The organism is Candidatus Alistipes pullistercoris (assembly GCF_027665465.1).
GTDB lineage: Bacteria > Bacteroidota > Bacteroidia > Bacteroidales > Rikenellaceae > Alistipes_A > Alistipes_A hominis.
In genome coordinates this window covers 390583-414086 of record NZ_JAQDED010000002.1, presented here as the reverse complement: position 1 = coordinate 414086, position 23504 = coordinate 390583, and the positions used below count along the sequence as shown (strand labels likewise).

At 54.7% G+C, this 23504-nt stretch carries 18 protein-coding genes and 3 tRNA genes; 15 read left to right on the top strand and 6 right to left on the bottom strand.

The features are described 5' to 3' along the window. Positions 1-272 precede the first annotated feature (272 nt). A tRNA-Pro gene (locus PGR91_RS05065) sits at positions 273-347 on the bottom strand. A gap of 396 nt (positions 348-743) precedes the next feature. On the opposite strand from PGR91_RS05065, the gene PGR91_RS05060 reads away from it, so the two are divergent. The 6 genes from PGR91_RS05060 to PGR91_RS05035 all read left to right on the top strand — a co-directional run bounded on the left by PGR91_RS05060 (position 744) and on the right by PGR91_RS05035 (position 7434). After that, positions 744-1919 carry an OmpA family protein gene (locus PGR91_RS05060; RefSeq protein ID WP_055201862.1) on the top strand — a complete coding sequence of 392 codons (1176 nt, stop codon included), beginning with the start codon at positions 744-746 and terminating at the stop codon, positions 1917-1919. A gap of 253 nt (positions 1920-2172) precedes the next feature. Further along, a complete protein-coding gene (locus PGR91_RS05055; protein WP_101571224.1) occupies positions 2173-2838 on the top strand; it encodes a hypothetical protein in 666 nt (221 codons plus the stop codon). A 704-nt stretch (positions 2839-3542) separates the two neighbouring features. Continuing rightward, positions 3543-4859 carry an O-antigen ligase family protein gene (locus tag PGR91_RS05050; protein ID WP_147387390.1) on the top strand — a complete coding sequence of 439 codons (1317 nt, stop codon included), beginning with the start codon at positions 3543-3545 and terminating at the stop codon, positions 4857-4859. Further along, entirely contained in the window at positions 4856-4975 is a 120-nt protein-coding gene (locus PGR91_RS05045) for an OmpA family protein (RefSeq protein WP_101571218.1), read from the top strand. The genes PGR91_RS05050 and PGR91_RS05045 overlap by 4 nt, the downstream gene beginning before the upstream one ends. 438 nt (positions 4976-5413) lie before the next feature. Then, complete coding sequence (locus PGR91_RS05040) at positions 5414-6421, top strand: glycosyltransferase family 2 protein (protein WP_101571216.1); 1008 nt, start codon at positions 5414-5416, stop codon at positions 6419-6421. A gap of 11 nt (positions 6422-6432) precedes the next feature. Continuing rightward, entirely contained in the window at positions 6433-7434 is a 1002-nt protein-coding gene (locus tag PGR91_RS05035; protein WP_180951509.1) for a glycosyltransferase family 2 protein, read from the top strand. An 85-nt stretch (positions 7435-7519) separates the two neighbouring features. On the opposite strand, the gene PGR91_RS05030 is transcribed toward PGR91_RS05035, so the two are convergent. After that, positions 7520-7594, bottom strand: a tRNA-Pro gene (locus PGR91_RS05030). Between the two features lie 240 nt (positions 7595-7834). On the opposite strand from PGR91_RS05030, the gene meaB reads away from it, so the two are divergent. Beyond that, positions 7835-8935 carry a methylmalonyl Co-A mutase-associated GTPase MeaB gene (gene meaB, locus PGR91_RS05025; RefSeq protein ID WP_118656394.1) on the top strand — a complete coding sequence of 367 codons (1101 nt, stop codon included), beginning with the start codon at positions 7835-7837 and terminating at the stop codon, positions 8933-8935. Positions 8936-8974: 39 nt separating this feature from the next. Here meaB and PGR91_RS05020 read toward each other — a convergent pair whose 3' ends face one another. Together PGR91_RS05020 and PGR91_RS05015 are read right to left on the bottom strand one after the other, a co-directional pair. Further along, complete coding sequence (locus PGR91_RS05020; protein ID WP_118656392.1) at positions 8975-10264, bottom strand: MATE family efflux transporter; 1290 nt, start codon at positions 10262-10264, stop codon at positions 8975-8977. A 68-nt stretch (positions 10265-10332) separates the two neighbouring features. After that, on the bottom strand, positions 10333-11895 hold the full coding sequence (locus PGR91_RS05015) for an NAD(P)/FAD-dependent oxidoreductase (RefSeq protein WP_118656390.1): 1563 nt from the start codon (positions 11893-11895) through the stop codon (positions 10333-10335). 99 nt (positions 11896-11994) lie between these two features. On the opposite strand from PGR91_RS05015, the gene PGR91_RS05010 reads away from it, so the two are divergent. Genes PGR91_RS05010 through PGR91_RS05000 form a run of 3 tightly spaced genes read left to right on the top strand, consistent with a single transcriptional unit; the run spans position 11995 to position 15834 of the window. Beyond that, positions 11995-12717 carry a polyprenol monophosphomannose synthase gene (locus PGR91_RS05010; protein ID WP_101571210.1) on the top strand — a complete coding sequence of 241 codons (723 nt, stop codon included), beginning with the start codon at positions 11995-11997 and terminating at the stop codon, positions 12715-12717. After that, positions 12714-14057 carry a dihydroorotase gene (locus tag PGR91_RS05005; protein WP_118656388.1) on the top strand — a complete coding sequence of 448 codons (1344 nt, stop codon included), beginning with the start codon at positions 12714-12716 and terminating at the stop codon, positions 14055-14057. The genes PGR91_RS05010 and PGR91_RS05005 overlap by 4 nt, the downstream gene beginning before the upstream one ends. Positions 14058-14097: 40 nt before the next feature. Further along, positions 14098-15834 (top strand): DUF4153 domain-containing protein, encoded by a 1737-nt coding sequence (locus PGR91_RS05000; protein WP_147387389.1) that lies wholly within the window; start codon positions 14098-14100, stop codon positions 15832-15834. A gap of 5 nt (positions 15835-15839) precedes the next feature. Here the strand turns inward: PGR91_RS05000 and PGR91_RS04995 are convergent, their stop codons facing one another. After that, on the bottom strand, positions 15840-17072 hold the full coding sequence (locus tag PGR91_RS04995; protein ID WP_118656384.1) for a DUF2264 domain-containing protein: 1233 nt from the start codon (positions 17070-17072) through the stop codon (positions 15840-15842). A 210-nt stretch (positions 17073-17282) separates the two neighbouring features. Here PGR91_RS04995 and PGR91_RS04990 point away from each other — a divergent pair. The 5 genes from PGR91_RS04990 (at position 17283) to clpX (ending at position 21802) form a co-directional block, all read left to right on the top strand. Continuing rightward, positions 17283-17364: transfer RNA gene (locus PGR91_RS04990), tRNA-Leu, on the top strand. A 76-nt stretch (positions 17365-17440) separates the two neighbouring features. Continuing rightward, positions 17441-18769, top strand: coding sequence for a trigger factor (gene tig, locus PGR91_RS04985; RefSeq protein ID WP_118656382.1), 1329 nt, complete (start codon positions 17441-17443; stop codon positions 18767-18769). Between the two features lie 139 nt (positions 18770-18908). Next, the gene (locus PGR91_RS04980) at positions 18909-19688 is read left to right on the top strand and encodes an endonuclease/exonuclease/phosphatase family protein (RefSeq protein WP_118656381.1); all 780 of its coding nucleotides are present in this window, start codon (positions 18909-18911) and stop codon (positions 19686-19688) included. 106 nt (positions 19689-19794) lie between these two features. Further along, positions 19795-20469 (top strand): ATP-dependent Clp endopeptidase proteolytic subunit ClpP, encoded by a 675-nt coding sequence (gene clpP, locus PGR91_RS04975; RefSeq protein ID WP_055201840.1) that lies wholly within the window; start codon positions 19795-19797, stop codon positions 20467-20469. A 76-nt stretch (positions 20470-20545) separates the two neighbouring features. Further along, positions 20546-21802 carry an ATP-dependent Clp protease ATP-binding subunit ClpX gene (gene clpX / locus PGR91_RS04970; RefSeq protein ID WP_055201838.1) on the top strand — a complete coding sequence of 419 codons (1257 nt, stop codon included), beginning with the start codon at positions 20546-20548 and terminating at the stop codon, positions 21800-21802. A 320-nt stretch (positions 21803-22122) separates the two neighbouring features. Here clpX and PGR91_RS04965 read toward each other — a convergent pair whose 3' ends face one another. After that, a complete protein-coding gene (locus PGR91_RS04965) occupies positions 22123-23487 on the bottom strand; it encodes a PhoPQ-activated pathogenicity-related family protein (RefSeq protein ID WP_118656379.1) in 1365 nt (454 codons plus the stop codon). Positions 23488-23504: the final 17 nt, after the last annotated feature.

The window sequence follows — 23504 nt, the reverse complement described above, 5'->3', positions numbered from 1 at the left end:
ATTTCTTCAGTCCGATGAAACCGGGCGTTCGCTCCGGAGGTTTTCCGGGGAGTTCCATTTGTCGTGGTTTGCATCGTTCGGAATGTTGCGGACGGCTCGGTAAATGGTATTTGCGATTTCTTTACGGCCGGATTTCCGGTTAGCATCCCGAACTGTCGGAATGTCCGTGACAGGCCGGCATGTCAGAATGACCGGGGCGGTCGAAGCGTTTTTCGCCGGGTATGATAAAAAGAGAAGCACTTACGCAATACGTAAGTGCTTCTCTTTCATTGTCGGGGTACCGGGATTCGAACCCGGGACCTCCAACTCCCGAAGCTGGCGCGCTAACCGGACTGCGCTACACCCCGCGACAAATCGAGCGCAAATATAGTAATTATTCGTTATGTGCCAAAGAAATATTCCGTTTTATTTTGCGATTGTCCGGAAAAAGAGGATGCGATTTTTTTTTGTTTCATTTAAAGTATTGGTACGTAGTTTGTTGTTGTTCGCTTTCTAATATCGAAAAAAAGTGAAAAAAATGATCTTTCAGTTGATGGAGCCGGTGGAATTTGATATTTTTGAAAAAAGTTTTATAAATTTGCACACGTGGCAGAAAGTTTGAAGTAAGTATGTGAAAATAAGATACAACATTGGACGAGGTTTGGAGCCTGCCACCTTGGAATATAACGGGGATGGATTTGAAGTTCGATGATTTTATGGTTAAATCATTTTAAAAAAAATTTTACTATTAAAACAGATTGATTATGAAAAGATTTTTCATTGCAGTGGCGTTGACGGTCGCATGTGCGCCGGCTTTTGCTCAGGAGGTAGTCGGACTTCAGGAAGCCCAGACCCGCAGAGGCCCCTACCTGACCAATCGTTTGTTCGACAACATTTTTATCAGTGTTGCCGGAGGTATCAATATTTATGAAGGAGAGAATGACAGTTACGGCGGTAAGCGCCTTGCGCCGGCTCTGGACGTGGCTGTCGGTAAATGGGTCACTCCGAGCGTGGGACTGCGTTTGCAGTATTCGGGCCTGAAAGCTTACGGCTGGACGAACGCCCGTACCATGTACGCGGTCGCATCGGAATCTGCCGATTCGAGGGGAATGTTCCGTGAAAAGTTCAACGTATCGAACTTGCACGCCGACGTAATGTGGAATATCTCCAACGCGATCGGCGGTTATAAGGAAACCCGTACCTGGAATTTCGTACCTTATGTCGGTTTCGGTTGGGCCCGTTCGTTCGGAAACCACGCCTATAACAACGAGTTCGCCTTCACGTACGGTTTGCTGAACAACATCCGTCTGGGCGGTCTGGTAGACCTGAACCTCGAAGTGAAGCAGATGGTCGTTAACCAGCGTTTCGACGGCGTCGTTCGCGGCAGCAAGGGCGAAGGAATGACGACCATTACGGCCGGTCTGACCTTTAAGTTGAACCGTCGCGGCTTCAGCCGTCCGATCGTTCCGGTTCCGGTAGACCTGACTCCGTATAACAACAAGATCGCTTCGCTGGAAGGGGATCTGGCCGATGCGCAGGCCAATGCGAAACGTCTGGCCGACGAACTGGCAGCCGAAAAGAACAAAGTGAAAACGACGCCTGCTCCGGCTCCCGAAATCGAAGGCCCGATCATGGGTACGTTCTTCAATATCGGCAGCTACACCCTGTCTGCGAAAGAGATCATGAACCTGGGTTATGTAGCCAAATTCATGAAGGCTTATCCGGACAAGAAGTTCAAGATCGTGGGTTATGCCGACAGCGCTACCGGTTCTGCAAAACGCAACCAGTACCTGAGCCAACAGCGAGCCGAAGCCGTTTACAAAGTGCTCGTCGACCGTCTGGGCGTGAAAGCTTCCCAGTTGGAGATCGTAGCGAAGGGCGGTACCAACGAATTCCCGGAAATTCCGTTGAATCGTGTGGCTATCGTGGACGCCGACTGATAAAAGACAAATCATTAACGATAACCGGAATGGCCCGTTCATTCCGGTTATTTTTGTTTTTTGTCGGGATATCGGAATACGGCTCCCGTTTCTTTCTGAAACAAATATGCCGGCATATCGTGTTTCGGATGTCGGATTCTTTCCTGAAATCAATGTAGGAGGATCGGTATTTCAAAAGTTAAAAACTAGCTTCGTTCGTTACGCGGTCGGATTTTCTGACTTTTTAATGAATTTGTTTTGAAAATCGAACGTTTTGTTTTATATTCATATCTTGGAAAGATTTCTTGATCTTGATCTTGCGGTTGTAAATGGGCAGATGTCCGAAACTCAAATGTCGGTTTATCATGAAGCGCAGGCGCGGATTGACAAAAAAGTGATTTTTTCTAAAGGTAAATTTGAAATGAATCTTCGGTCGGGGAGTGAAGTCGGGATTTCCGACAGGTTATTCGATCACTTCAAAACTTGTATGGACGCCCAGAATCGAAATTTAGCCGAGGCTCAATCGGATGGTTTAATTCCTGTTGAGGTTTCGCCTAATGTAGTTCGATTCATTGATCCGAATGCTCCGATCTTGTTAGGAATGACAAAAGGAGGGGGTGTGGAAATTCCGGAAGGGGGAACGACGAACGTGGATTTTTTTTGGAGCGGTTGTGATATCTATATATCTAATGAGATGTTAAAGGGTATCTCTGATGGTGCAGATTTGGCATCTATAATTGCAACTTTTTCTGCAGCCCTTCCTGCAGCTACGCCTGTTGCGGCCATAACAGCTGCGGCAAGTGCTTTAGCCTCTGTGGGGCTAGGCCGTTTAGCATCAGATTATCCGAATGGAATAATTATTGACTGCGACTTAGCTCCCGGAACGCAGCATACAGGGCTTATTAGGCCGCAGGTTCCTGGTAGTATGGTGGATATGTAGGCTTATGCGCAGCAAATTGTTATACAAAGTCGCGGTTGTTTTTTCATGTATCGTCCTTGTTATTCTCATTTGGACGCGAACGTGGTTTTTAACGGTCTTAATAACTTGTTCGCTTATCTTGACTGTGTCGCAAGAATCTATAACCAACAAAAAAGCATTAAGAATCATTCGCATAGTTATTATAGCAGTAATTTTTATCGCTTCAGCGTTTTATTATTGTGTGAAACCTTACTGAGACGGTGGAATCTAACAATAATCGTGATTTTTATTGCGGAGAATTTATGGTATAAGGAGCAACGAAATCAAAAAGAATGTCGTTTTTTCTTTTGCTAATTATGTATTAAATTGTGTCATTTCTACAGTTTCTGATATCTGAGATAAGTCAGAATACATTCATTCAGTTTGCAGCCACTATTACGATAGTAGTGGCTGCAATCGTTTTGCTATTTCGAATAAGACGAAAGTTTTTCCTGAATGCCGGTGAGGTTTTTTTGCTAAGTTTTCTGGGGTTGATTGCTGTTTTCGGACTTTTTTCACCTTTCCCGGAACGAAACCTTTTTTACAGGATCGGTTTAGTCTTGGGAGTTTTTGTGATCCTGAAAACTCTTTTCGGAGAGCGGGATATCCGTTTGTTATCTGTTGTCATTGTTTTATTGGGGATTTGCGAAACTTTGTATGGTATTTCCCGTTAAAAATCAGATGTTTTGGGGACTTGCGGACATTTTGATAATCCTGCCGGTTTTGCATCGATGCTGATTGCGCTGCTTCCTTTTGCAGTATATCAGGTTGTCCGCCGCGGATTTCTGTTACGGATTCTCGGAATCTGTGCAATCGGAATTTTCCTGACAGGACTTGTATTGTCGAAGTCACGGGCCGGACTAATCGCTGCAGGAGCGATCGGTGCGATCTGTTTGTTGCGATATACTTATAAATCTTTTGCGTCGCTTTCCGAAAAAATCAAATGGCTTGTTTCCGTATTCATTTCCGCGTGTATTATAGGTGGAGGAATAAGCCTGTATTTTTATAAAAAAGATTCAGCCGATGGGAGGTTATTGATTTGGAAGTCATCCTGGGATATGGTGACCGATAAACCGTTTTTCGGGCATGGGGCGAATGCTTTTCAGCCAAACTATATGCTTTATCAGGCTGCTTATTTTGAAAAGAATCCGAATAGCCGGTTCGGGAATCTTGCTGATAATGTCAGAGCTCCTTTTAATGAGTATCTTGGTTTTTTGATTCAATTCGGCGTGACGGGGATTTTGTTGCTTTCCGTACTTCTCTTTTTTACATTCAGAAAAAGCCTGATAATAATTACCGAAGATAAACAGATGGCTGTCTTGTCATTATTGGGAATCGGCATCTTGGGTTTGTTTTCTTATCCGCTTTCCTATGCGGTTGTTTTAATTATGGTTTCGTTGAACTTGTTTCTGATCACAAGATCACAGGGACAAGATATATTGAAAGGTACTGTTCCTGTCTGGTTACTGCTGGCGATCTTTTTGCCTGCTGTTTATTATGCTAGTGTGGATTCTATGAGAAAAGTTCGATCGGAGAAAGTATGGAGTCGGTTAAAAAAACAGTACTTCATTCAGGGGGTGAGCGAACAAATGTTAACTCGATATCGTGATTTGTATTTAATTGAACAGTTTGATGATCCTGAATTTCTTTATAATTACGGAGCTATTCTGAATAAATCCGGGCAATATCAACAAAGCAACCAGGTATTGAGAGATTGCGAACGACAATTGAATGATTGCGATGTACAGGTGTTGCAGGCAGATAATTATTATAATGTCGGCGATTATATCCAAGCGGAACAGTGTGCCCGGTTAGCCTCCAGGATGTGTCCTAACCGTTTTACACCCCTTTATCAGTTGGTGTTGATTTACGATAAAACGGGCCGAAGAGTAAAGGCCCTTCAATTGTCCGATGAAATTTTAAGAAAGCCGATGAAAGTACGAAATACAGAAGTTTATAAGATTATACTTAAATTAAACGCATTTATTCAACAGAATGAATGATGGTCAGTGCAAATAGCGCTACCGGTTCTGCAAAACGCAACCAGTACCTGAGCCAGCAGCGAGCCGAAGCCGTTTACAAAGTGCTCGTCGACCGTCTGGGCGTGAAAGCTTCCTAGCTGGAGATCGTAGCGAAGGGCGGTACCAACGAATTCCCGGAAATTCCGTTGAATCGTGTGGCTATCGTGGACGTCGACTGATAACGTCGATCGTTTAACCGAAATATCCGGGATAAGTCATTATCCCGGATATTTTTGTTTTCCGGCTGCCGGTAAGCAACGATCGGACGGTCGCAGGCATCCTTAAAGCAGGGCCGGCGTTTCGAGTCGGATATCCGTGAGTTTTTTTATCTATTCCGTGCGAATTGCTTCGGGTTGATTTGCAAATTCGTTTAATAATCGTTTCTTTGTTATACGAAAAGGGTCAAACGGGATAGGTTTGAGGAATATTCGGCCTTGACAATGATTTTTGTCCGAGTAAAGACGCCGGAATGAAACGGTTTGCGTACGAACGAATAGGAGGGAATTTATCGATTACTTTTGACTGTTTTGCATTGGATGGAAAGAACAAAGGATGTGCCCGGGATCAGCCTCGTGGTTCCCGTATACAACGTGCAGGAATATTTGCCCGAGTGCCTGGATTCTCTGTTGGGGCAGAGTTTTGCGGCGATCGAGATCATCCTGGTCGATGACGGTTCGACCGATGCCTCTGCCGAAATCTGCGATCGCTATGCGGCCCGGGACGGCCGCATCCGGGTCGTTCATCAGCAGAATGCCGGCGTAAGCAAGGCGCGCAACGTCGGGATCCGTCTCGCCCGCGGTAAATATCTGGGATTCGTCGACGGCGACGATTGGGTCGACCGGGATTATTGCAAGCGGCTGTATGAAACGTTGATCGATTACCGGGCGGATATTTCGATCTGCTCTTATTACGTGGCGCGGTCGCGGAAAACCAAACCCGAGGCGGCGGACGGAAAAATAACGATTTACGACCGGAAAGAGGCTATCCGGATGCTGTATGAAGATGTCCGGATCAGGAGTTTCAGTTGGAACAAGTTGTTCCGACGCGAGTTGTTCGACGGGATCGGGTTCCCCGAAGACCGTATCATGTGTGAAGATATGGCCATTATGCATAAGCTGTTTTACCGGACCGGGGCGGTCGTGCAGATGAATGTTCCGTTGTATTATTACCGGATGCGGGGCGATAGCTGTACGAACGAGATGTCCCATCCGTTGAAAGAGTATCAGTTTTTTCTGGCGGTCTGCGAACAGGCGCTTTTCGAGAAAGAGAAAAACCTGCTGCCCGAAGAGCGCGGAAAACTGGAGGCCAAGGTGCTGAAAAGGGCGATCCGCCTGATCGGGCGAATCGTATCCCGTGAAAATTATACCGCATTCGAAAGCCTATACGGCGATGTGATTGCAAGGATGCACGGTTATGACCATCTGGGGATCGGACGAATCGGTATCGGCGTTTGTCTCAGGCGGAAGATGATTTATGATCATTTCGACGGATATGCGAATCTGATTCGAAGTTGCCGGAAACTGACCGGCCGAAAATGCCGTTAACATCCAAAGGAATGAGCGTACCGGAGATAACCGTCGTAGTTCCTGTCTATAACGTGCAGGCTTATTTGCCGAAGTGCATAGACTCCCTTTTGGCGCAGACTTTCGGTGAAATCGAGATCATTCTCGTCGACGACGGTTCGACGGACGCGTCGGGGGCCGTCTGCGATTCTTATGCGGAGCGGGATAGCCGGATCCGGGTCGTCCACCAACGGAATGCCGGGGTCAGCGGAGCCCGCAATGCGGGTATTCGGCTTGCGCGCGGCAGGTATTTGGGTTTCGTGGACAGCGACGACTGGGTGGATCGCGATTTTTGCCGGACATTGTACCGGGGGGCGACGGATTACGGGGCGGATATTTCCATTTGTTCGTATTACGAGGTCGGGGAGCAAGGGATGCGGTGCGGGGCTTCCGGGGACGGCGGCGATACCGTCGTTTATGACCGCAGGGAGGCGCTGAGATTGTTATACGAAGACTCCCTGATAAGAAGTTATTTCTGGGATAAACTGTTCAAACGGGAGTTGTTCGACGGGGTGCTTTTCCCGGAAGATCATACGGTCTTTGAGGATATGGCGATCATGTACAAACTGTTTTACAGAGCGAACCGGATCGTGCAACAGAATGTGCCTCTATATTATTACCTGCTCCGGACCGGAAGCATCCTGCACAGCGGATTTGATCCGCAGGCCGAATATCGGTTCTTTTTGGTGATCCGTGAGAGGGTGCTGTTCCTGCGCGAAAAAAATGTTTTCCCCGAAGACCAGGATCGGTTCGAAGCCGAAGTGTTGAAACGAGGCGCCCATGTGATCAATCACATCTCCGTTTTCGGCGAGGCGTTCGAATTCGACGCCGTTTGCAGGGATATCGTATCTAAGATGCATGATTTCGATCGCCTGAAATTCAGCCGAATCGGTTGGGGAACTTGGTTCAGACGGCGGATGCTGTACGGTCATTACGGGCTTTATATCAGGGCGTACCGCGTATTTCGGAAAATATTCAAAAGCAAAAGCCGGTAATGCCCGACGGAAAAGAGCGAACGGTTTGAAAATAAATAAACCGGGCGGCGGCAATTATTTTGCCGCCGCCCGCATTTTCCATTTGTCGGGGTACCAGGATTCGAACCTGGGACCCCCTGCTCCCAAAGCAGGTGCGCTAACCGGGCTGCGCTACACCCCGAATACCCTTCCCCGGACGGAGAAATCAGGGCAAAAGTAATTTATTTTTCCGGATTTGCAAAAGCGGCGCGCTGCGAAGTCCCGTGATGCGGCAATTTACCGCGGCGGAATCCGAACGACGTCTCGCCCGTACTCCGGAAGCGCGGGACATTTCCGGAATTCATGCCGGAGACTTTTCCGTTGTACGGTAGGAGAGATCAAATAAAATTGGTATCTTCGTCGAATAATCCGCGATTGGACTATGGAACACTACGAAGATATACATGGCAGGGAGCACGACAGCGCGCTGGCGGTGAACCGGGGCGTCGAACAGCCTCCCGTCGTAAACCCTTATTTCCGCCGGGCGAAACGGCATCGGATGACGACCGACGAATACATGCAGGGAATCCTGGCGGGTAATATTACGGTGCTTTCGCAGGCGATTACGCTGGTCGAGAGCCTGTTGCCCGAACACTACGCGCAGGCGCAGGAGATCATCGAGCGCTGCCTTCCCCATTCGGGCCGGTCGGTGCGGATCGGGATCACCGGGGTGCCGGGCGCCGGCAAGTCGACGTTTATCGAAGCGATCGGCGACATGGTGGCCAATCTCGGGCACAAGCTTTCGGTGCTGGCGATCGACCCGAGTTCGGAGCGCAGCAAAGGTTCCATCCTGGGCGATAAGACCCGGATGGAGACGCTTGTGCACAATCCGAGCGTTTTCATACGCCCTTCCCCTTCGGCCGGTTCGCTCGGCGGGGTGGCCCGCAAGACGCGCGAAACCATCATTCTGTGCGAAGCCGCCGGGTTCGACGTTATTTTCATCGAGACGGTCGGGGTGGGGCAGTCCGAGACGGCCGTGCATTCGATGGTCGATATGTTTTTGTTGTTGCAGATCGCCGGCGCCGGCGACGAACTGCAAGGGATCAAGCGCGGCATCATGGAGATGGCCGATATGATCGCGATCAACAAGGCCGACGGCGGCAATCAGCAGCGTGCCGATGTAGCCCGGAGTCATTTCGCCAATGCGCTGAACCTGTTTCCGATGCCCGATTCGCAGTGGCGGCCGCGGGTTTACACCTGTTCGTCGGTCGAGCACACCGGACTGCCCGAAATCTGGAACGGCGTCGAAGATTTTTTGAAATTTACCGGAAAGAACGGTTATTTCCAGCGCAACCGTCACCGGCAGGCTAAATACTGGATGTACGAAACGATCGACGAAGCGTTGCGCGAGCATTTTTACCGGAACGAAGAGGTCGCGGCCCGGATCGGCGAATTCGAGAAGATGGTGCTGGCCGACCGTAAAAGTTCGTTCGTCGCGGCCCGCGAGTTGCTGAACGATTATTTCGGCAAGATCGGGAAATAAATTCCGTCGGGAAGGCGGATAACGATTGCCGGTTGCGGGTCAGATGATCCGCAGCCGGTTCGTCATATAATATTGCAGCACCCCGCGCATCACCAGAAATGCCGTGAATGCGAACCAGAGGGCGTTATTGCCCGCTATGCCGCGCAGTCCGTAATAGGCGGCGAAGAAGACGACCGTCGAGACGAAGACGGAGTTGCGCATCACCGCCGTCCGGGTCGCTCCGATCAGGATGCCGTCGATCATGAACGGCGCGAAAGCGATCAGCGGAATGACGATCAGCCATTCGACATAGGCTCCGGCTCCTGACAGGATGGCCGTGCTGTCGGTGAACAACGACAGGATCGTCCGCCAGCCGAAGGCGTAGACGCCGACGTAGAGTATCGCCATAACGAGGCTCCATGCGAGCAGGTAGCGGATGCATTTGCGCAGCATCTCGGGATTCCGGGCGCCTACGTAGCGTCCCGCCAGCGATTCCCCGGCATAGGCGAAGCCGTCCATCAGGTACGAGAACAACGTGAAAAGCTGCATTAGCAGCATGTTGACCGCCAGCAGCGTGTCTCCCATGCCGGACGATGCGGAGGTGAAAAAAGTGTATACGGCGACGATGCAGGCCGTCCGCAGGAAAATGTCGCGGTTGATTCGGAAAAATCCGAGCATCGGTTTGATCTTCAGGCTCTCTTTCAGGTCGATGTAGCGTAGAAAGCGCCGGTAATACCGGAGCCACAGCCCGGCGGAGATCAGCAGACCGCAATATTGCGCGACGACCGTTCCCCAGGCTACGCCGGCGATGCCCCAGCCGAGTCCCAGCGTGAACCACAGGCAGAAGACGATGTTGATCAGGTTGATGACGATGGCGATGTACATTGGGAAGCGCGAGTTCTGCATACCGATGTACCATCCCTGGAAAGCGAACAGCGAGATGGTGGCCGGGGCCGCCCAGATGCGTGCGAAAAAATATTCGGCCGCATAGCGCATCGTGTGCGGCGTGCCGTCCATCATCATCAGCGTCAGCCGGCCGGCTGGACGCTGCAGGATCAGCAGCGCCATCGCTGCCGCCAGCGCGACCGAAAGAGCCCGTACCAGAATGGCGGCGATTTCGCGGAAATCGTGCGCGCCGTAGGCTTGTGCCGCCAGGCCGCTGGTTCCCATTCTCAGGAAAGCCAGGTTCCAGTATATGAAGTTGAAAACGGCCGTCCCGATGGCGATTCCGCCGATCAGCGCGTCGTCGCCGAGGTGACCGACGATGGCCATGTCGACCATGCCCAACAGCGGGATCGTGATGTTGGAGATGATGTTCGGAATGGCCAGCGCGAGGATTTTACGGTTCATGCCGCAAAGGTACGGCTTTTTTGCATCCTGTCGGCGGCATTCCGTCCATTCCGGTCATAAAAAGGACTTTACGGCTTTCCTGCAAGGTAGTCGGCGGCGCGGTCGGCGCACCGTTCGCCGTCGATGGCGGCCGAGATGATTCCCCCGGCGTATCCGGCGCCCTCGCCGGCCGGGAAAAGCCCCGCGGTCTGCGGGTGCATCAGCGTCGCCGGATCGCGCGGGATGCGTACCGGCGAAGAAGTGCGCGATTCGACGCCGACGACGAGCGCCTCGTTCGTTACGAATCCGCGCAGTTTCTTGTCGAACGAGGCCAGGCCGCCCCGCAGCGCGTCGGAAATCGTGCCGGGCATCCACTGTTCCATTCGCGTCGCGGCGATGCCCGGCACGTAGGAGCAGCGCGGCAGCGATCCGGACGCTTTTCCGGCTACGAAGTCGGCCAGCCGTTGCGCCGGGGCGATCTGCCGGTCGCCGATCTGCCGGTAGGCCAGCTCTTCGAATTGCTGCTGGAAACGCAGCCCGGCCAGTTCCCCGTGTTCGGCCCGCAGGTGTTCGAAGTCGGAAAGGCGGATTTCGGTGACGATGCCCGAATTGGCGAATACCGAGTTGCGGCCCGACGGCGACATGCCGTTGACGACCGACTCTCCGGCGCGCGTCATGGCCGGCACGATAAAACCTCCCGGACACATGCAGAACGAGTAGACGCCCCGTCCGCCGACCTGGCTGACCAACGAGTACGAGGCGGCGGGCAGGTATTCGCCGCGTTCGGGCAGGTGGTATTGCGCGCGGTCGATCAGTTGTTGCGGATGTTCGGCCCGGACGCCCATCGCGAACGGTTTGGCTTCGATCCGTACTCCCCGGCGGTGCAGGATTTCGTAGATGTCGCGCGCCGAGTGTCCGGTCGCGAGAATTACGGCGGCCCCTTCGACCGTCGTGTCGCCGAGGCAGACCCCGGCGATTTTTCCGTTCCGGATTCGGACGTCGGTTATTTTCGCCCCGAACAGCACCTGTCCGCCGGCGTCGACGATCGTCTGTCGCATCGCGGCGATGATGCGCGGCAGCCGGTCGGTGCCGATGTGCGGGTGCGTGTCGTACAGGATCGACTCGTCGGCGCCGTGGAAGCGGAAAACTTCGAGCGCCTTGCGGTAGTCGCCGCGTTTTTTCGAGCGCGTGAAGAGCTTGCCGTCGGAATAGGTGCCCGCTCCGCCTTCGCCGAAAGCGTAGTTCGATTCCGGATCTACCGGGCCGTTGCGGTTGATCCGGGCGATGTCCCTTTTGCGCGCCGAGACGTCTCGTCCGCGTTCGAGTACGATCGGGCGCAAGCCGCGTTCGATCAGCCGCAGCGCGGCGAACAGTCCGGCCGGCCCCGATCCGACGACGACGACCGGCGTGCGACCCCCGACCTGCGGATAATCGAAGCGCACCGGCGGCGGAGCCTGTTCTCCGTCGACATAGATCTGTACGCCGAGGTTGACGCGGATCTGGCGGCTGCGCGCGTCGATCGAACGGCGAACGATGCGTACCAGTGCGATCCGGGATTGCGGAACGGCTATCCGGTCGGCGATCAGCGGCAGGTAACGGGCCTGGTCGGATGCCTGTTTCGGCGTGAGTTCCAGCGACAGTTCGATGGGCATAATTTTTAAGGATAAAGTTACATATTTCGCCAAAATTACTACTTTTGTTTTAAAATTAGCGTGTCGTGTGCAACATCGCGGCGCATAGCAACTGAATGTATGAGAAACCTGGTGATTATTCCGACCTACAACGAGCTTGACAACATCCGGCCGATGATAGACAAAGTCTTTTCCCTGCCTGAAAAGTTCGACCTGTTGATTATCGACGACGGCTCTCCGGACGGTACGGCGAAAGTAGTCCGGGAGCAGCAGCGGGTCTATCCCGGCTCGCTGCACCTGATCGAGCGTTCCGGCAAGCTGGGACTCGGCACCGCTTACCTTGCGGGATTCCGCTGGGCACTTGAGAACGGGTACGACTACGTTTTCGAAATGGACTGCGATTTTTCGCATAATCCGGACGATCTGGTGCGGTTGTCGCAGGCGGCGGTCGCAGGGGCCGACCTGGTGATCGGGTCGCGTTACGTGACCGGCGTGAACGTGGTGAACTGGCCGATGAAACGGGTGCTGATGTCCTATTACGCGTCGGCGTATGTGCGTTTCGTGACCGGGATGCCGGTGCGCGATGCGACGGCCGGTTTCGTATGTTACAGCGCGAAGTTGCTGCGGACGATGGATATGGATGCCGTGCGGATGAAAGGTTACGGTTTTCAGGTCGAAATGAAATATACCGCGTGGAAGTTGGGTTTCCGTGTCAAGGAGGTGCCTATCATTTTCACCGAACGGACGCTCGGCGCGTCGAAAATGAGCGGCGGGATTTTCCGCGAAGCTTTTTTCGGGGTGCTGAAACTGCGTTTCCGTTCGATCAAACCGAAAGCCGTATGAGCCGGGGGCTGCTGATTCGCGGAGGGACGGTCTTCGGTGACGGGGTGCGTTTCGAAGGATACGTAGTCGTCCGCGGCGAACGGATCGCCGAGATCGGCCGGGGCGCATATCCGCACGACCGTTTCGAAGGCGAAACGATCGACGCCCGGGGACAGTGGGTGTTGCCCGGCGCGATCGACGATCAGGTGCATTTCCGCGAACCGGGGCTTACCTACAAGGCCGATATCCACAGCGAGTCGGCCGCCGCCGCCGCCGGTGGAGTCACTTCTTTTATGGATATGCCGAACGTCAAGCCTCCGACCGTAACGCTCGGCCTGCTCGACGAGAAATTCGAACGGGCCGCCGAAACGTCCGTAACGAACTATTCGTTTTATTTCGGGGCGACGAACGAAAATGCCGCCGAGATCGAACGAATCGATCCGAAACGGGTGTGCGGCGTCAAAGTGTTTATGGGTTCTTCGACCGGGAACATGCTGGTCGACGACGATCGCGCGCTGGCGTCGATATTCGCCCAGTCCCCGGTGCCGGTGGCGACGCACTGCGAGGACGAGGCGACCGTGCGCGCTAATATGGAGCGTTTCCGGGCTGGGTACGGCGATGAGATAACGGTGGCGATGCATCCGCTGATCCGGTCGGCCGAGGCTTGTTACCGGTCGTCGGCGAAGGCCATCGAATTGGCGACGCGCTACGGGGCGGACCTGCACGTGCTGCACCTGAGCACGGCCCGCGAACTCGATCTTTTCGACCGGGGGCCGCTCTCCGGTAAACGGATTACGAACGAGGTGTGCGTGCATCACCTGTGGTTCAGTGACGCCGACTACGCCCGCATGGGGAATTTTATCAAGTGGAATCCGGCTATCAAAAGCGAGGCCGACCGCGATGCGTTGCGCCGCGGAATCGCGGACGGACGCGTAGACGTCGTAGCGACGGATCATGCCCCGCACACGCTCGATGAGAAGAAGCTGCCTTACCTGAAAGCTCCGTCCGGCGGCCCGCTGGTGCAGCATTCGCTGGTAGCGATGCTCGAAATGAGTCGCAACGGGGTGTTCCCGGTCGAAACGGCGGTCGAAAAAATGTGTCATGCGCCGGCTGTCCGGTTCCGGATCCGGGAGCGCGGTTACCTGCGCGAAGGGTATTTCGCCGATATCGTGTTGGTCAGGCCCGACGATCCGTGGACGGTGTCGCCGCAGAATATCCTATCCAAATGCGGCTGGTCGCCGTTCGAGGGCGTTACGTTTTCGAATCGGGTGACCCATACGCTGGTCAACGGGAAAATCGTTTTTCGGAACGGGGCGGTGGATCGCGACGCCCGGGGCCGGGCGCTGGAGTTCGACCGGTAATTGAGGATAACGTGTCCGTCTGGACGTAAAACAATAACCATTGAAAGTATCGTTAAAAGATCGTATTCGCCGGTTCGTCAGCCGATTGGCCGAGACGTTCCGGTATGCGCCGGCCGAAACGGCCGTAGCCGTTTATGCCTTTTTGATCTGCGCGTTGATCCGGGAGGAAGTGATCGAAAACGATGGTTATGCGTTGCTGCTGCCGCTGTTTTTCACGTTTTCGTTCGTGACGAACCGGTGGTGTCGCCGCGGCGCATGGCGGATCGTCTATTATCTGTCGCCGTTGCTGGCGCTCCCGTTGCTGGCGGCCGACGTCGGCGACTGGACGAGGACGGTGGCTTATCCCGTGACGCTGGTCGTCTGCGCGTTGACGGTGCTGGCCAGCGATTGGCAGAGCGATAACGAACGGTTCGTCGAGCGCGCGCTACGCTACGTGTACGACCTGCTGTCGGCCTTACTGCTGGCGTTGACGGCTTTCCTGGCGCTGATGGCCATTTTCCATTCGATCGTATACATATTCAATATTTTCACCGGGATATCGTCCGGTTTCACGACCTATGCCGCGATGTCGGCGTTCGTGCTGCTGGCGCCGGTTTGTTTCCTGGCATTCAACCGGACGAGCGACCGGGAGCAAGGCGTTCGGCCGAATCCGTTTTTCGATGTGCTGCTCAATTACGTGTTGAGCCCCACCGTGCTGATCTACACGGCGATCCTGTACCTCTATTTCGCAATGATCGTGCTGCGGTGGGAACTGCCCAAGGGCGGAATCGCTTACCTCGTGTTCGGTTATGCGATCGTCGCGACGGTGTTGAGAGCCTGCCAGCCGATGCTGCTCCGGCGGATGTACGACTGGTATTACGGCCGGTTCAGCCTGATCGCGCTGCCGGCGCTCGCGATGTTCTGGACGGGAGTGGGTTATCGCGTGCAGCAGTACGGGTTTACGCAGGACAGGGTTTACCTGGCGGTTTGCGGGGCGATCATGACGGTGACGATCCTGCTGTTTTTCAGCCGTCGGAGCGGACGTTACCTGTATGTCGCGGCGCTGTCGGGCGTTTTACTGGCCGTTTTCACGTATATACCGGGCGTTACGGCGGCGGCTATCGGCATTCGTTCGCAGATGCAGCGCGCCGAACGGATCGTCGTCCGTCTCGGATTGGCCGATGCTTCGGGCCGGTTGATTTTGCAGAAACGTCCCGATGCCGACTCGGTTTACCGCGAGGATTACCGTCGTCTTTACGAATCGTTCGAATACCTCGTCCGGAACTGTCCCGCCGGATTTATGGCGGAACGTTACGGGGTGGACGACTCGTTCGCTTTGCAGAACGAGGTGATTCCTCAGGTGTTGGAATGGTATGTAAGCGTGCCGTGGGCCACCGAACTGACTCCGCAGGAGGATCCGCAGCGGAACTCCGTGCTGCTCGAATCGGACGGGGCTCCGGTCGATATATCCGGATACCGCACGTTGCGGGCCGTGCAGAATTACGAGAACGGGCAGCGCCTGTATGCCGATCTGAGCCGGGATACGCTGTCGATCAAAGACAATGACGGCAGCCTTCTGTTCCGGCGGGGACTGGAAGATATGCTGCGAGAAAAGCTGTCCGGGAGCGGTTATGCCGTGCGGGATACGGTTCCCGTCGCGGCGTTGGATTCGATGAAGAGCGCGCTTCTGCAATACGAAACGGATTCGGTCAAAGTCGTTTTCGACATGGTGCGCCTGTCCCGCTTTCCCGAACTGCGTATCGAATACGTTTCGGTCGGTTTTTTCCTGGAAAAATAATCCGGTCAGTTGACGGCGTGGTCGGCCGGCAGGTCGATGCCTTTCCACAGCTTCAACGAAGTCCAGTCGGCGTCGGGGGCGTTCCAGAACGGATCGTCGGCCGGCAGTCCCAGCGGCAAGAAACCGGCGCAGCACAGATACAGACTACCGGTATTGATGTAGCCCTCTCCGATACCCGGCTGCGCTCCGCAGAAACCGATTTTCAGCCATCCTTTTTCGTCGAAAGTGCCCGGGGCTTCCATCATGCGTTTCATCACTGCCGTCAGCGCGCAACGCACCTGTGCGGGGGCGACTTCGGCGGGCAGCAAATGTCCGAGCGCGACCTGTCCGAGCGCTTGGAACGCCCCGATCCGGTAGGCCAGCGACCGGCCGATCGGCGGGAACGCTCCTTCCGGCGAGATTAGCCGTTCCTGTACGGCGGCATAGCGTTGTATCCGCCGCTGCACGTCCTGAAAGGTTTTGTCGGAAACGAGTTTCCGTTTATGCAGGATACGCACCACGTCCAGCAGCATCGGCTGGATCACGAAGCTGTTGTAATAGTCCCATTGGAACAGGTCGCCGTCGCTGTACGTGCCGTCGCCTTTGTAGCGTTCGAGGTGTTTGTTGACCGCGAAGTCTATTCGCATCAGGTCGCCGCCGTAGTCGTTGTCGAGCAGGAACGCTTCGATGATGCCGCTGAAAAGCAGCCAGTTGTTGGTCGGAGTGCGGATCGTGCGGGTGGATTTCAGGGCATCGACGACCTGCCGTTTGACTCGTTCGTCCAGACGCCCCCAGATTTGTTTGGGCGCCCGCACCAGCCCGTGCGCGAGGAAGGCCGCATCGACCAGCGGTTGCTGGTATTCCGTGAAGTTCATGCAATCGGCCGACTCCGGGTTGGTCGCGTTGTCGAGGCATTTCAGTACCAGTTCGATGTAGTGCGCCCGTTTCCGGCCTTCGACGGTGCTGTCCGGGCCGAGTTCGAGCCACGGGGCGATCCCGGTCAGCGTGCGGCCGAACGCTTCGAGGTAGCCCACGTGTTGCGCTCGGTCGATCTTCGTTTCGAGCGGCATCGCCGCTTTCAGGCGCTGTTCGCTCAACGCGGTCAGTACCGGCAAAGCCGTCCGGTCGAGCGTGGCGATCCAGTATTCGCGGGCCGCGGGTTCGGCCGGTTGCGGAGTTTTGCGTTTGCCGGACAAAGGGAAGCAAAACAGGCAGGCGAGCAGCGTCGCCGCATTCAGCAGGAGGTAGATCCGTTTCATGACTCGGTAGGGTTAGGTTTGCGATGTTGTCGGACTAATGCAACCGTTTGCACAAAACTAACGATATTTTGCCGGAAATCAAAATGTCGGGAAAACGGGGCGGTTCGTTTTTGCCGTTTGGCCGGGAAAAAACGTATTTGCGTCATTCATGCAAAATTAGGTCGAAAATTTGCAGCCTGATGAAAAATGTGCTATCTTTGTGGCGCTTCTGCGGATATGGCGTAATTGGTAGCCGCGCCAGACTTAGGATCTGGTGCCTCACGGCGTGGGGGTTCGAGTCCCTTTATCCGCACGATGTCGGAAGGCCGCCGGACATTGTCGCAGGGCGGCCATCTTGTTCGCGTTAACGATCAAAATATTACGGATAAATGAATATTGTCAGAGAAAATCTTGAAAATCTCACCACGCTGCTGAAGGTGACCGTGGGTGAGGCCGATTACAGTGAAGCTGTAGATAAGGCGCTGCGCACCTACAAACGCAAAGCGAACGTTCCGGGTTTCCGCCCGGGGATGGTTCCGATGGGGATTATCAATAAAATGTACCGCAAAGGAGTCGTTGCCGAGGAGTCGTACCGCGCCGCTTCGAAAGCCTGCTTCGATTACATCGAAAAAGAGAAGCTCACGCTCGTCGGCGATATGATTCCGAGCGACAAACAGCAACCGCTGGATTTCGACGACAGCACCGAATACGAGTTCGTGTTCGAAGTGGGTCTGGCTCCGGAGATCGGTATCGACCTGAGTAAAAAAGATAAAGTAACCCGGTATTCGATCCGGATCGAAGATAAGATGCGCGACGGTTATCGCACCAACTTCTTGAACCGTTTCGGGAAACTGACCGACGTCGATACGGTCGAGAAGGAAGACGCGCTCGACGTAACGCTCGAACAGGGCGATACGAAAGTCGAGGAGGCTTACGTAGGTCTGATCGGCATGAGCGACGAAGACCGCGCGCCGTTTATCGGCAAGAAGGTCGGCGATTCGCTGGACGTCGATGTGACCAAGTTGTTCAAGACGCCGTCGCAGCGTGCTGCCGCGCTCGGCGTGAAGGAAGCCGACCTGGAAGGGATGGACCAGAATTATAAGTTGACGATCAATAAGATCCGCCGTTTCGTCGCTCCCGAAATGAACGAGGAGTTTTTCAAAACCGCTTTCCCGGACGGCGGCGTCGCTACGCCGGAAGCGTTCGAAAAATACATCGAGGAACAGATCGCCCGCGACTTGTCGCGCGAAACCGATTTCCTGTTGCACCTCGACGTGCGCAAATTCCTGTTGAAAAAAGCCGGACTCGTAATGCCGGAAGCGTTCCTGAAAAACTGGCTCTATACGATCAACGAGGGCAAGTTCTCGATGGAGGAGATCGACAAAGACTTCGACCGTTTCCTCGATATGATGCGCTGGAATCTGATTCAGAAACATTATATCGATGCGCTGAAACTCGAAGTGACCCCGGAAGAGGCTACCGAGGAAGCCAAGAAAATGGCCGCCGCCCAGTTCGCTTACTACGGGATTCCGAATGTAGACGGCGAGACGTTGGCGAATTATGCGAAAAATATTCTCGGCAACAAGGAGGAAAATCGGAAAGTCTACGAAAAACTGTTCGAAAATAAAGTAATCGACGCGGTGATTCCGCAGATCACGGTTTCCGAAAAAGCCATTTCGGCCGAAGATTTCGGCAAACTGGCTCAGGACGCGCAGTAGTTTCGGCAATGACGTAAAAAACGAAGGCGCAGGTAGTACGACCTGCGCCTTCGTTTTTCGATCCGTACCGGCAGACGTATGCGGAATTGTAGAGTAATGTTGTATCTTTGTAAATATTTGTGACCAAAACGGGACGACGATGAAAAAATCCGGGGCGTTTTTCGTTTGCCTTTTGCTGACTCTGCTGTGCTACGCGCCGATAGCCCGCGCGCAGGATACTTTGCGGCTGAAAGCGATCACCTACAACCTGCGTTTCGGGGAGCTGGCGTCGCTGGAAGAGCTTGCGGCGCGAATCGCGTCCGAAAAACCGGATATGGTGGCGCTTCAGGAAGTGGACTGCCATACTCGCCGGGAGGGAATCCCGCATCAGCACGGCAAGGATTTCGCTACGGAGCTGGGCTTCCGTACCGGGATGTTTCCATTGTACGGCAAGACGATCGCTTTTGCCGGAGGCTGGTACGGGATCGGGCTGCTGACGGCCAGGCCGTACCTCGGGGTGCGGAAGCTGATGTTGCCGCAGGCTTCCGCGCAGGAAGAATCCCGGGCGTTGCTGCTCGTTACGGTCGAAGTCGGACAGGATACGGTCGTGTTTGCATCGACCCACCTGGGACTGAGCGAGGAGAGCCGACGGATGCAGACGGAGTGCATTCTGAACGAACTGAAACGGTCGCGCTATCCGGTGTTGCTCGGCGGAGATTTCAATGCGGAGCCCGATGCCGCCGAGATCGCTGCGATGACGTCCGGTTGCGATCTGTTGTGCGGGATGCAGCCGACCTTTCCGGCCGACGCTCCCGACGTCAAGATCGATTACCTGTTCGGTTATCCGGCCGGTCGGTGGACGCTCGAATCGACGCGGATCATGCCTTCCGGCCTGTCCGATCACCGGGCGATCGTTTCGGTCGTCGCGCTGGCACGCTGAGCGGAAGTCCGGAAAATTCGGGTCGGATCGCTTTTTGGTTCGGGGTTTGCAGAGAAATACCGGATAGGCTTTCGATAAAAGACAGTAACGGTAAAATGAAATAATTATGAGTAAGAGCGAGTTTGAAAAATATGCGACCGGTCATGCCGGGATCAGCAGTCTTAAACTGCATCAGTTCAAAGCGGCGGCGCAAGGCTCCATCTCCCCGACGATCATCGAGGAGCGGCAGATGAACGTGGCCGCGATGGATGTCTTTTCGAGGTTGATGATGGATCGGATCATTTTTCTGGGTTGCCCCGTTTATGACGACGTGGCCAATATCATCCAGGCGCAGTTGTTGTTTCTCGAATCGACCGAGCCGGACAAAGACATTCAGATTTATATCAACTCGCCCGGAGGATCGGTGACGGCCGGTTTGGGAATCTACGATACGATGCAGTTGATCAGTTCGGACGTGGCTACGATCTGCACCGGGCTGGCTGCCAGCATGGGGGCCGTCTTGCTGACGGCCGGAGCCAAGGGAAAACGTTCGGCGCTGCCGCATTCGCGGGTGATGATCCACCAACCGCTGGGCGGCGTCGAAGGACAGGCCTCGGACATCGAGATCACGGCGCGTCAGATTCTTCGCACCAAACAGGAGTTATACGAAATACTCGCTCTGCATTCGGGCGTAACCATCAAAAAGATCGAGAAGGATGCCGACCGCGATTACTGGATGACCGCTCCCGAAGCGCAGAAATACGGTCTGATCGACGAAGTGCTGTCGGCCCGGAAGAAATAGGGCGACGGAACGGAAAACGACTGCAATCTAACGAATATACGAATTTCCGCATCGCGCGGATATTTTTGAATAGAAAATGGAGAAAAAGGATACGAAACGGCCGGCGGATCATTGTTCGTTCTGCGGGCTTTCGCGTTACGAGGTGGCTATGCTGTTCGACGGCGACAACGGAGCCCGCATCTGCGACCAGTGCATCGAGCGCGGGCATGCGCTGCTGGCCGAGAACCCCAAAAAGACGGTGCGCAAGGCGCCTTCCATCCGCATGGAGGAGCTTCTGAAACCGATTCAGATCAAACAGTTTCTCGATCAGTATGTGATCGGGCAGGAGAGCGCCAAGCGGCATATATCGGTGGCGGTCTATAATCATTACAAGCGGTTGCTGCACGAGGAGAGCAACGACATGCAGATCGAGATCGACAAGTCGAATATTATGATGGTCGGGCAGACCGGTACCGGGAAGACGTTGTTGGCCCGGACGATCGCCAAATTGCTCAAAGTGCCGTTTACGATCGTCGATGCGACGGTGCTGACCGAGGCGGGATATGTCGGCGAAGACGTGGAGAGCATCCTGACGCGGTTGTTGCAGGTGGCCGACTACGACGTGGCGCTGGCCGAACGCGGGATCGTTTTCATCGACGAGATCGACAAGATCGCGCGCAAAGGGGATAACCCGTCCATCACGCGGGACGTGTCGGGCGAAGGCGTGCAGCAGGCGTTGCTGAAGATCCTCGAGGGTACGGTCGTGAACGTACCGCCTCAGGGGGGACGCAAGCATCCCGACCAGAAATTCATACAGGTCAATACGTCGAACATTCTGTTCATCTGCGGTGGAGCGTTCGACGGCATCGAGAAGAAAATCGCTCAGCGGCTCAATACGCAGGCGCTCGGTTACGGACAGCTTCACAGGGAACGGATCGATAAGGACAACCTGATGCGGTACGTCATGCCGCAGGATCTCAAATCGTTCGGACTGATCCCCGAACTGATCGGGCGTATTCCGGTGCTGACCTACCTCGAACCGCTCGACCGGGTTGCGCTGCGCTCGATTCTGACCGAGCCGAAAAACGCGATTACGCGCCAGTACGTCAAGCTGTTTGAAATGGACGGCATCAAACTGACGTTCGACGAGGACGCTCTCGATTACATTGTCGATAAGGCGATCGAGTACAAGCTCGGCGCGCGCGGCCTGCGGTCGATCTGCGAAGCGATCATGATGGACGGCATGTTCGACCTGCCGGGCCAGGAGGGACGCAAGTCGCTGCGCGTGACGGTTCCGTATGCGAAAAGCCGCCTCGAAAGCGACAAATTCCGGCAATTGAAGGCCGTTGGCTGACGCGCCTAATAATCTAACCGAAACCGAAATGCAGTGCCGGCCGGCGACGGAAAGTTTCCGACGGTACGTATGATCCGATAAGGAGTGTGCAAGGACATGCTCCTTTTTTTTGTGCTCGTTTGTTGCTCGTCGGAAATTTGCTTTAGCTTTTAAAAGAACGGATATCCCGCGTTTTTATCCACGGGTCCGCTTCCGAAATAACCGTCTTGAAAAGAGATCTTCCCTTCGTCCGCCGTTTCGTCCGGCCGCGTTATCCGTTGAATGCGCGGCAAGGGGGCACCGGGAGGAAATACGGGCCGATCGAACGTTATTCGGATAAATTACAACAATTTGCCTGGATCGGTCATGAAAATGCGCGTGGAGATTTTGTATTGCCGGCCGTCGTCGGTACGGTAGATCAGATCTACGTAACAAGCTTTGAAACCGGTTTCGGGCAACGGTACGTCGACCGTGTATTTTTCGCTTTCCGGTTCCGGCAGCGGAGCGGAATTCCATTCCGCTTTGCGAAAATCGCGGGTCGGCGAGACGGCGCTCCACAGCTCTGCGCCGACAAGATTTTCGCGGGACATCTCCAGCGCGATTTTCAGATTCTTGCCTCCGGTTTTCGCCTGCCATGCGCAGGTCGGGAAAAGATTATCCGACAACAGCGAAGCGAAAAAAGCATCCAGCGTCAGCATCGCTTCGGCTCCGCCGCCGAGGTTATGCCCGGCGTTCGGGATGTAATGCAGCCGGTTGATCCCCGGGATCGAGTCGATGTAGTTCTTGACGTTGTCGGCCACCCAAAATTCGTCGTTGGTTCCCATCAGCAGCAGTTTGGGCTGCGACAATTTGCGGCGGTAGCTGTACGGGTCGATCATCTCGACGATGGCGCGCCCCTTTTCCGAAGAGATCGATTGCAGGATGCCCAAGTCGCTGTAATCCTTGATTTGTTCGCTGTAAGCGCCGTACGCTTCCAGTTGGTAACGGATGCTTTTGGGCATGTTCAGGATGTCGATCACCATCGGCGCGGCTGCCGCCACGCGGCTATCCTGCGCTGCGGCGAGCCAGGTCGTCCAGCCCCGTTTCGACGCTCCGGCCACGACAAATCCTTCCACTTTGCGCTGCAACCGCTCTGCGCAGAATTCCGTCACGGCGTCCATTGCCCGCACGGCGCTTTTGGTCATCGGGAACAGCAGCGGCCAGGTGTAGTCGCCGTCCTGCTGGAAACGGTGCAACGTATAAGAGATCAGCGCGTCCTCCTTCAGGCTGTCGTACAGCGGTTGGTTCGGAACCTGCCTCAGGACGGCTGTGACGGCGCGGTTGTCCTGCGCTATTTTTCCCATCGGCGCGAGCAGGCCTTCCTGTATGCCTCCGTTCCAGTTCGGTTGTCCGTCCTTGACCGAGCCGCCGGTAATCATCAGCAGCGCGCCGGGATGCGTGATCCGATCCGGTACGATGACCGAAAGCTGGTGCGTCCAGGTGATGTCCTGCCATTTCTGCGAAGTCAACAGCAGGTGGTAGACGGTCGCATTGCCGTCGCGCACCGTTTCCCGGACTTCCCAACCGTAGGTCAGGTCGCCGTTGTGCAAATAGGATTCCAAAGCCGTCGAGGGCGTTACGGCAGGGTCTTCGGCACGCGCCCCGGCGGCGAAGACTGCAACGAACAAGATTCCCGGCAATATCCGTCGGAATAGCAATCTTAACATAGGTTATTAAATGATTA

Bases quoted from the DNA above. Each gene is read 5' to 3' on its own strand.
- PGR91_RS05040 (WP_101571216.1), top strand. From the start codon at position 5,414: ATGGAAAGAACAAAGGATGTGCCCGGGATCAGCCTCGTGGTTCCCGTA.
- clpX (WP_055201838.1), top strand. From the start codon at position 20,546: ATGGAGAAAAAGGATACGAAACGGCCGGCGGATCATTGTTCGTTCTGC.
- tig (WP_118656382.1), top strand. From the start codon at position 17,441: ATGAATATTGTCAGAGAAAATCTTGAAAATCTCACCACGCTGCTGAAG.
- PGR91_RS04980 (WP_118656381.1), top strand. From the start codon at position 18,909: ATGAAAAAATCCGGGGCGTTTTTCGTTTGCCTTTTGCTGACTCTGCTG.
- PGR91_RS05010 (WP_101571210.1), top strand. From the start codon at position 11,995: ATGAGAAACCTGGTGATTATTCCGACCTACAACGAGCTTGACAACATC.
- PGR91_RS05015 (WP_118656390.1), bottom strand. From the start codon at position 11,895: ATGCCCATCGAACTGTCGCTGGAACTCACGCCGAAACAGGCATCCGAC.
- meaB (WP_118656394.1), top strand. From the start codon at position 7,835: ATGGAACACTACGAAGATATACATGGCAGGGAGCACGACAGCGCGCTG.
- PGR91_RS04995 (WP_118656384.1), bottom strand. From the start codon at position 17,072: ATGAAACGGATCTACCTCCTGCTGAATGCGGCGACGCTGCTCGCCTGC.
- PGR91_RS04965 (WP_118656379.1), bottom strand. From the start codon at position 23,487: ATGTTAAGATTGCTATTCCGACGGATATTGCCGGGAATCTTGTTCGTT.
- PGR91_RS05045 (WP_101571218.1), top strand. From the start codon at position 4,856: ATGATGGTCAGTGCAAATAGCGCTACCGGTTCTGCAAAACGCAACCAG.
- PGR91_RS05020 (WP_118656392.1), bottom strand. From the start codon at position 10,264: ATGAACCGTAAAATCCTCGCGCTGGCCATTCCGAACATCATCTCCAAC.
- PGR91_RS05005 (WP_118656388.1), top strand. From the start codon at position 12,714: ATGAGCCGGGGGCTGCTGATTCGCGGAGGGACGGTCTTCGGTGACGGG.
- clpP (WP_055201840.1), top strand. From the start codon at position 19,795: ATGAGTAAGAGCGAGTTTGAAAAATATGCGACCGGTCATGCCGGGATC.
- PGR91_RS05060 (WP_055201862.1), top strand. From the start codon at position 744: ATGAAAAGATTTTTCATTGCAGTGGCGTTGACGGTCGCATGTGCGCCG.
- PGR91_RS05035 (WP_180951509.1), top strand. From the start codon at position 6,433: ATGAGCGTACCGGAGATAACCGTCGTAGTTCCTGTCTATAACGTGCAG.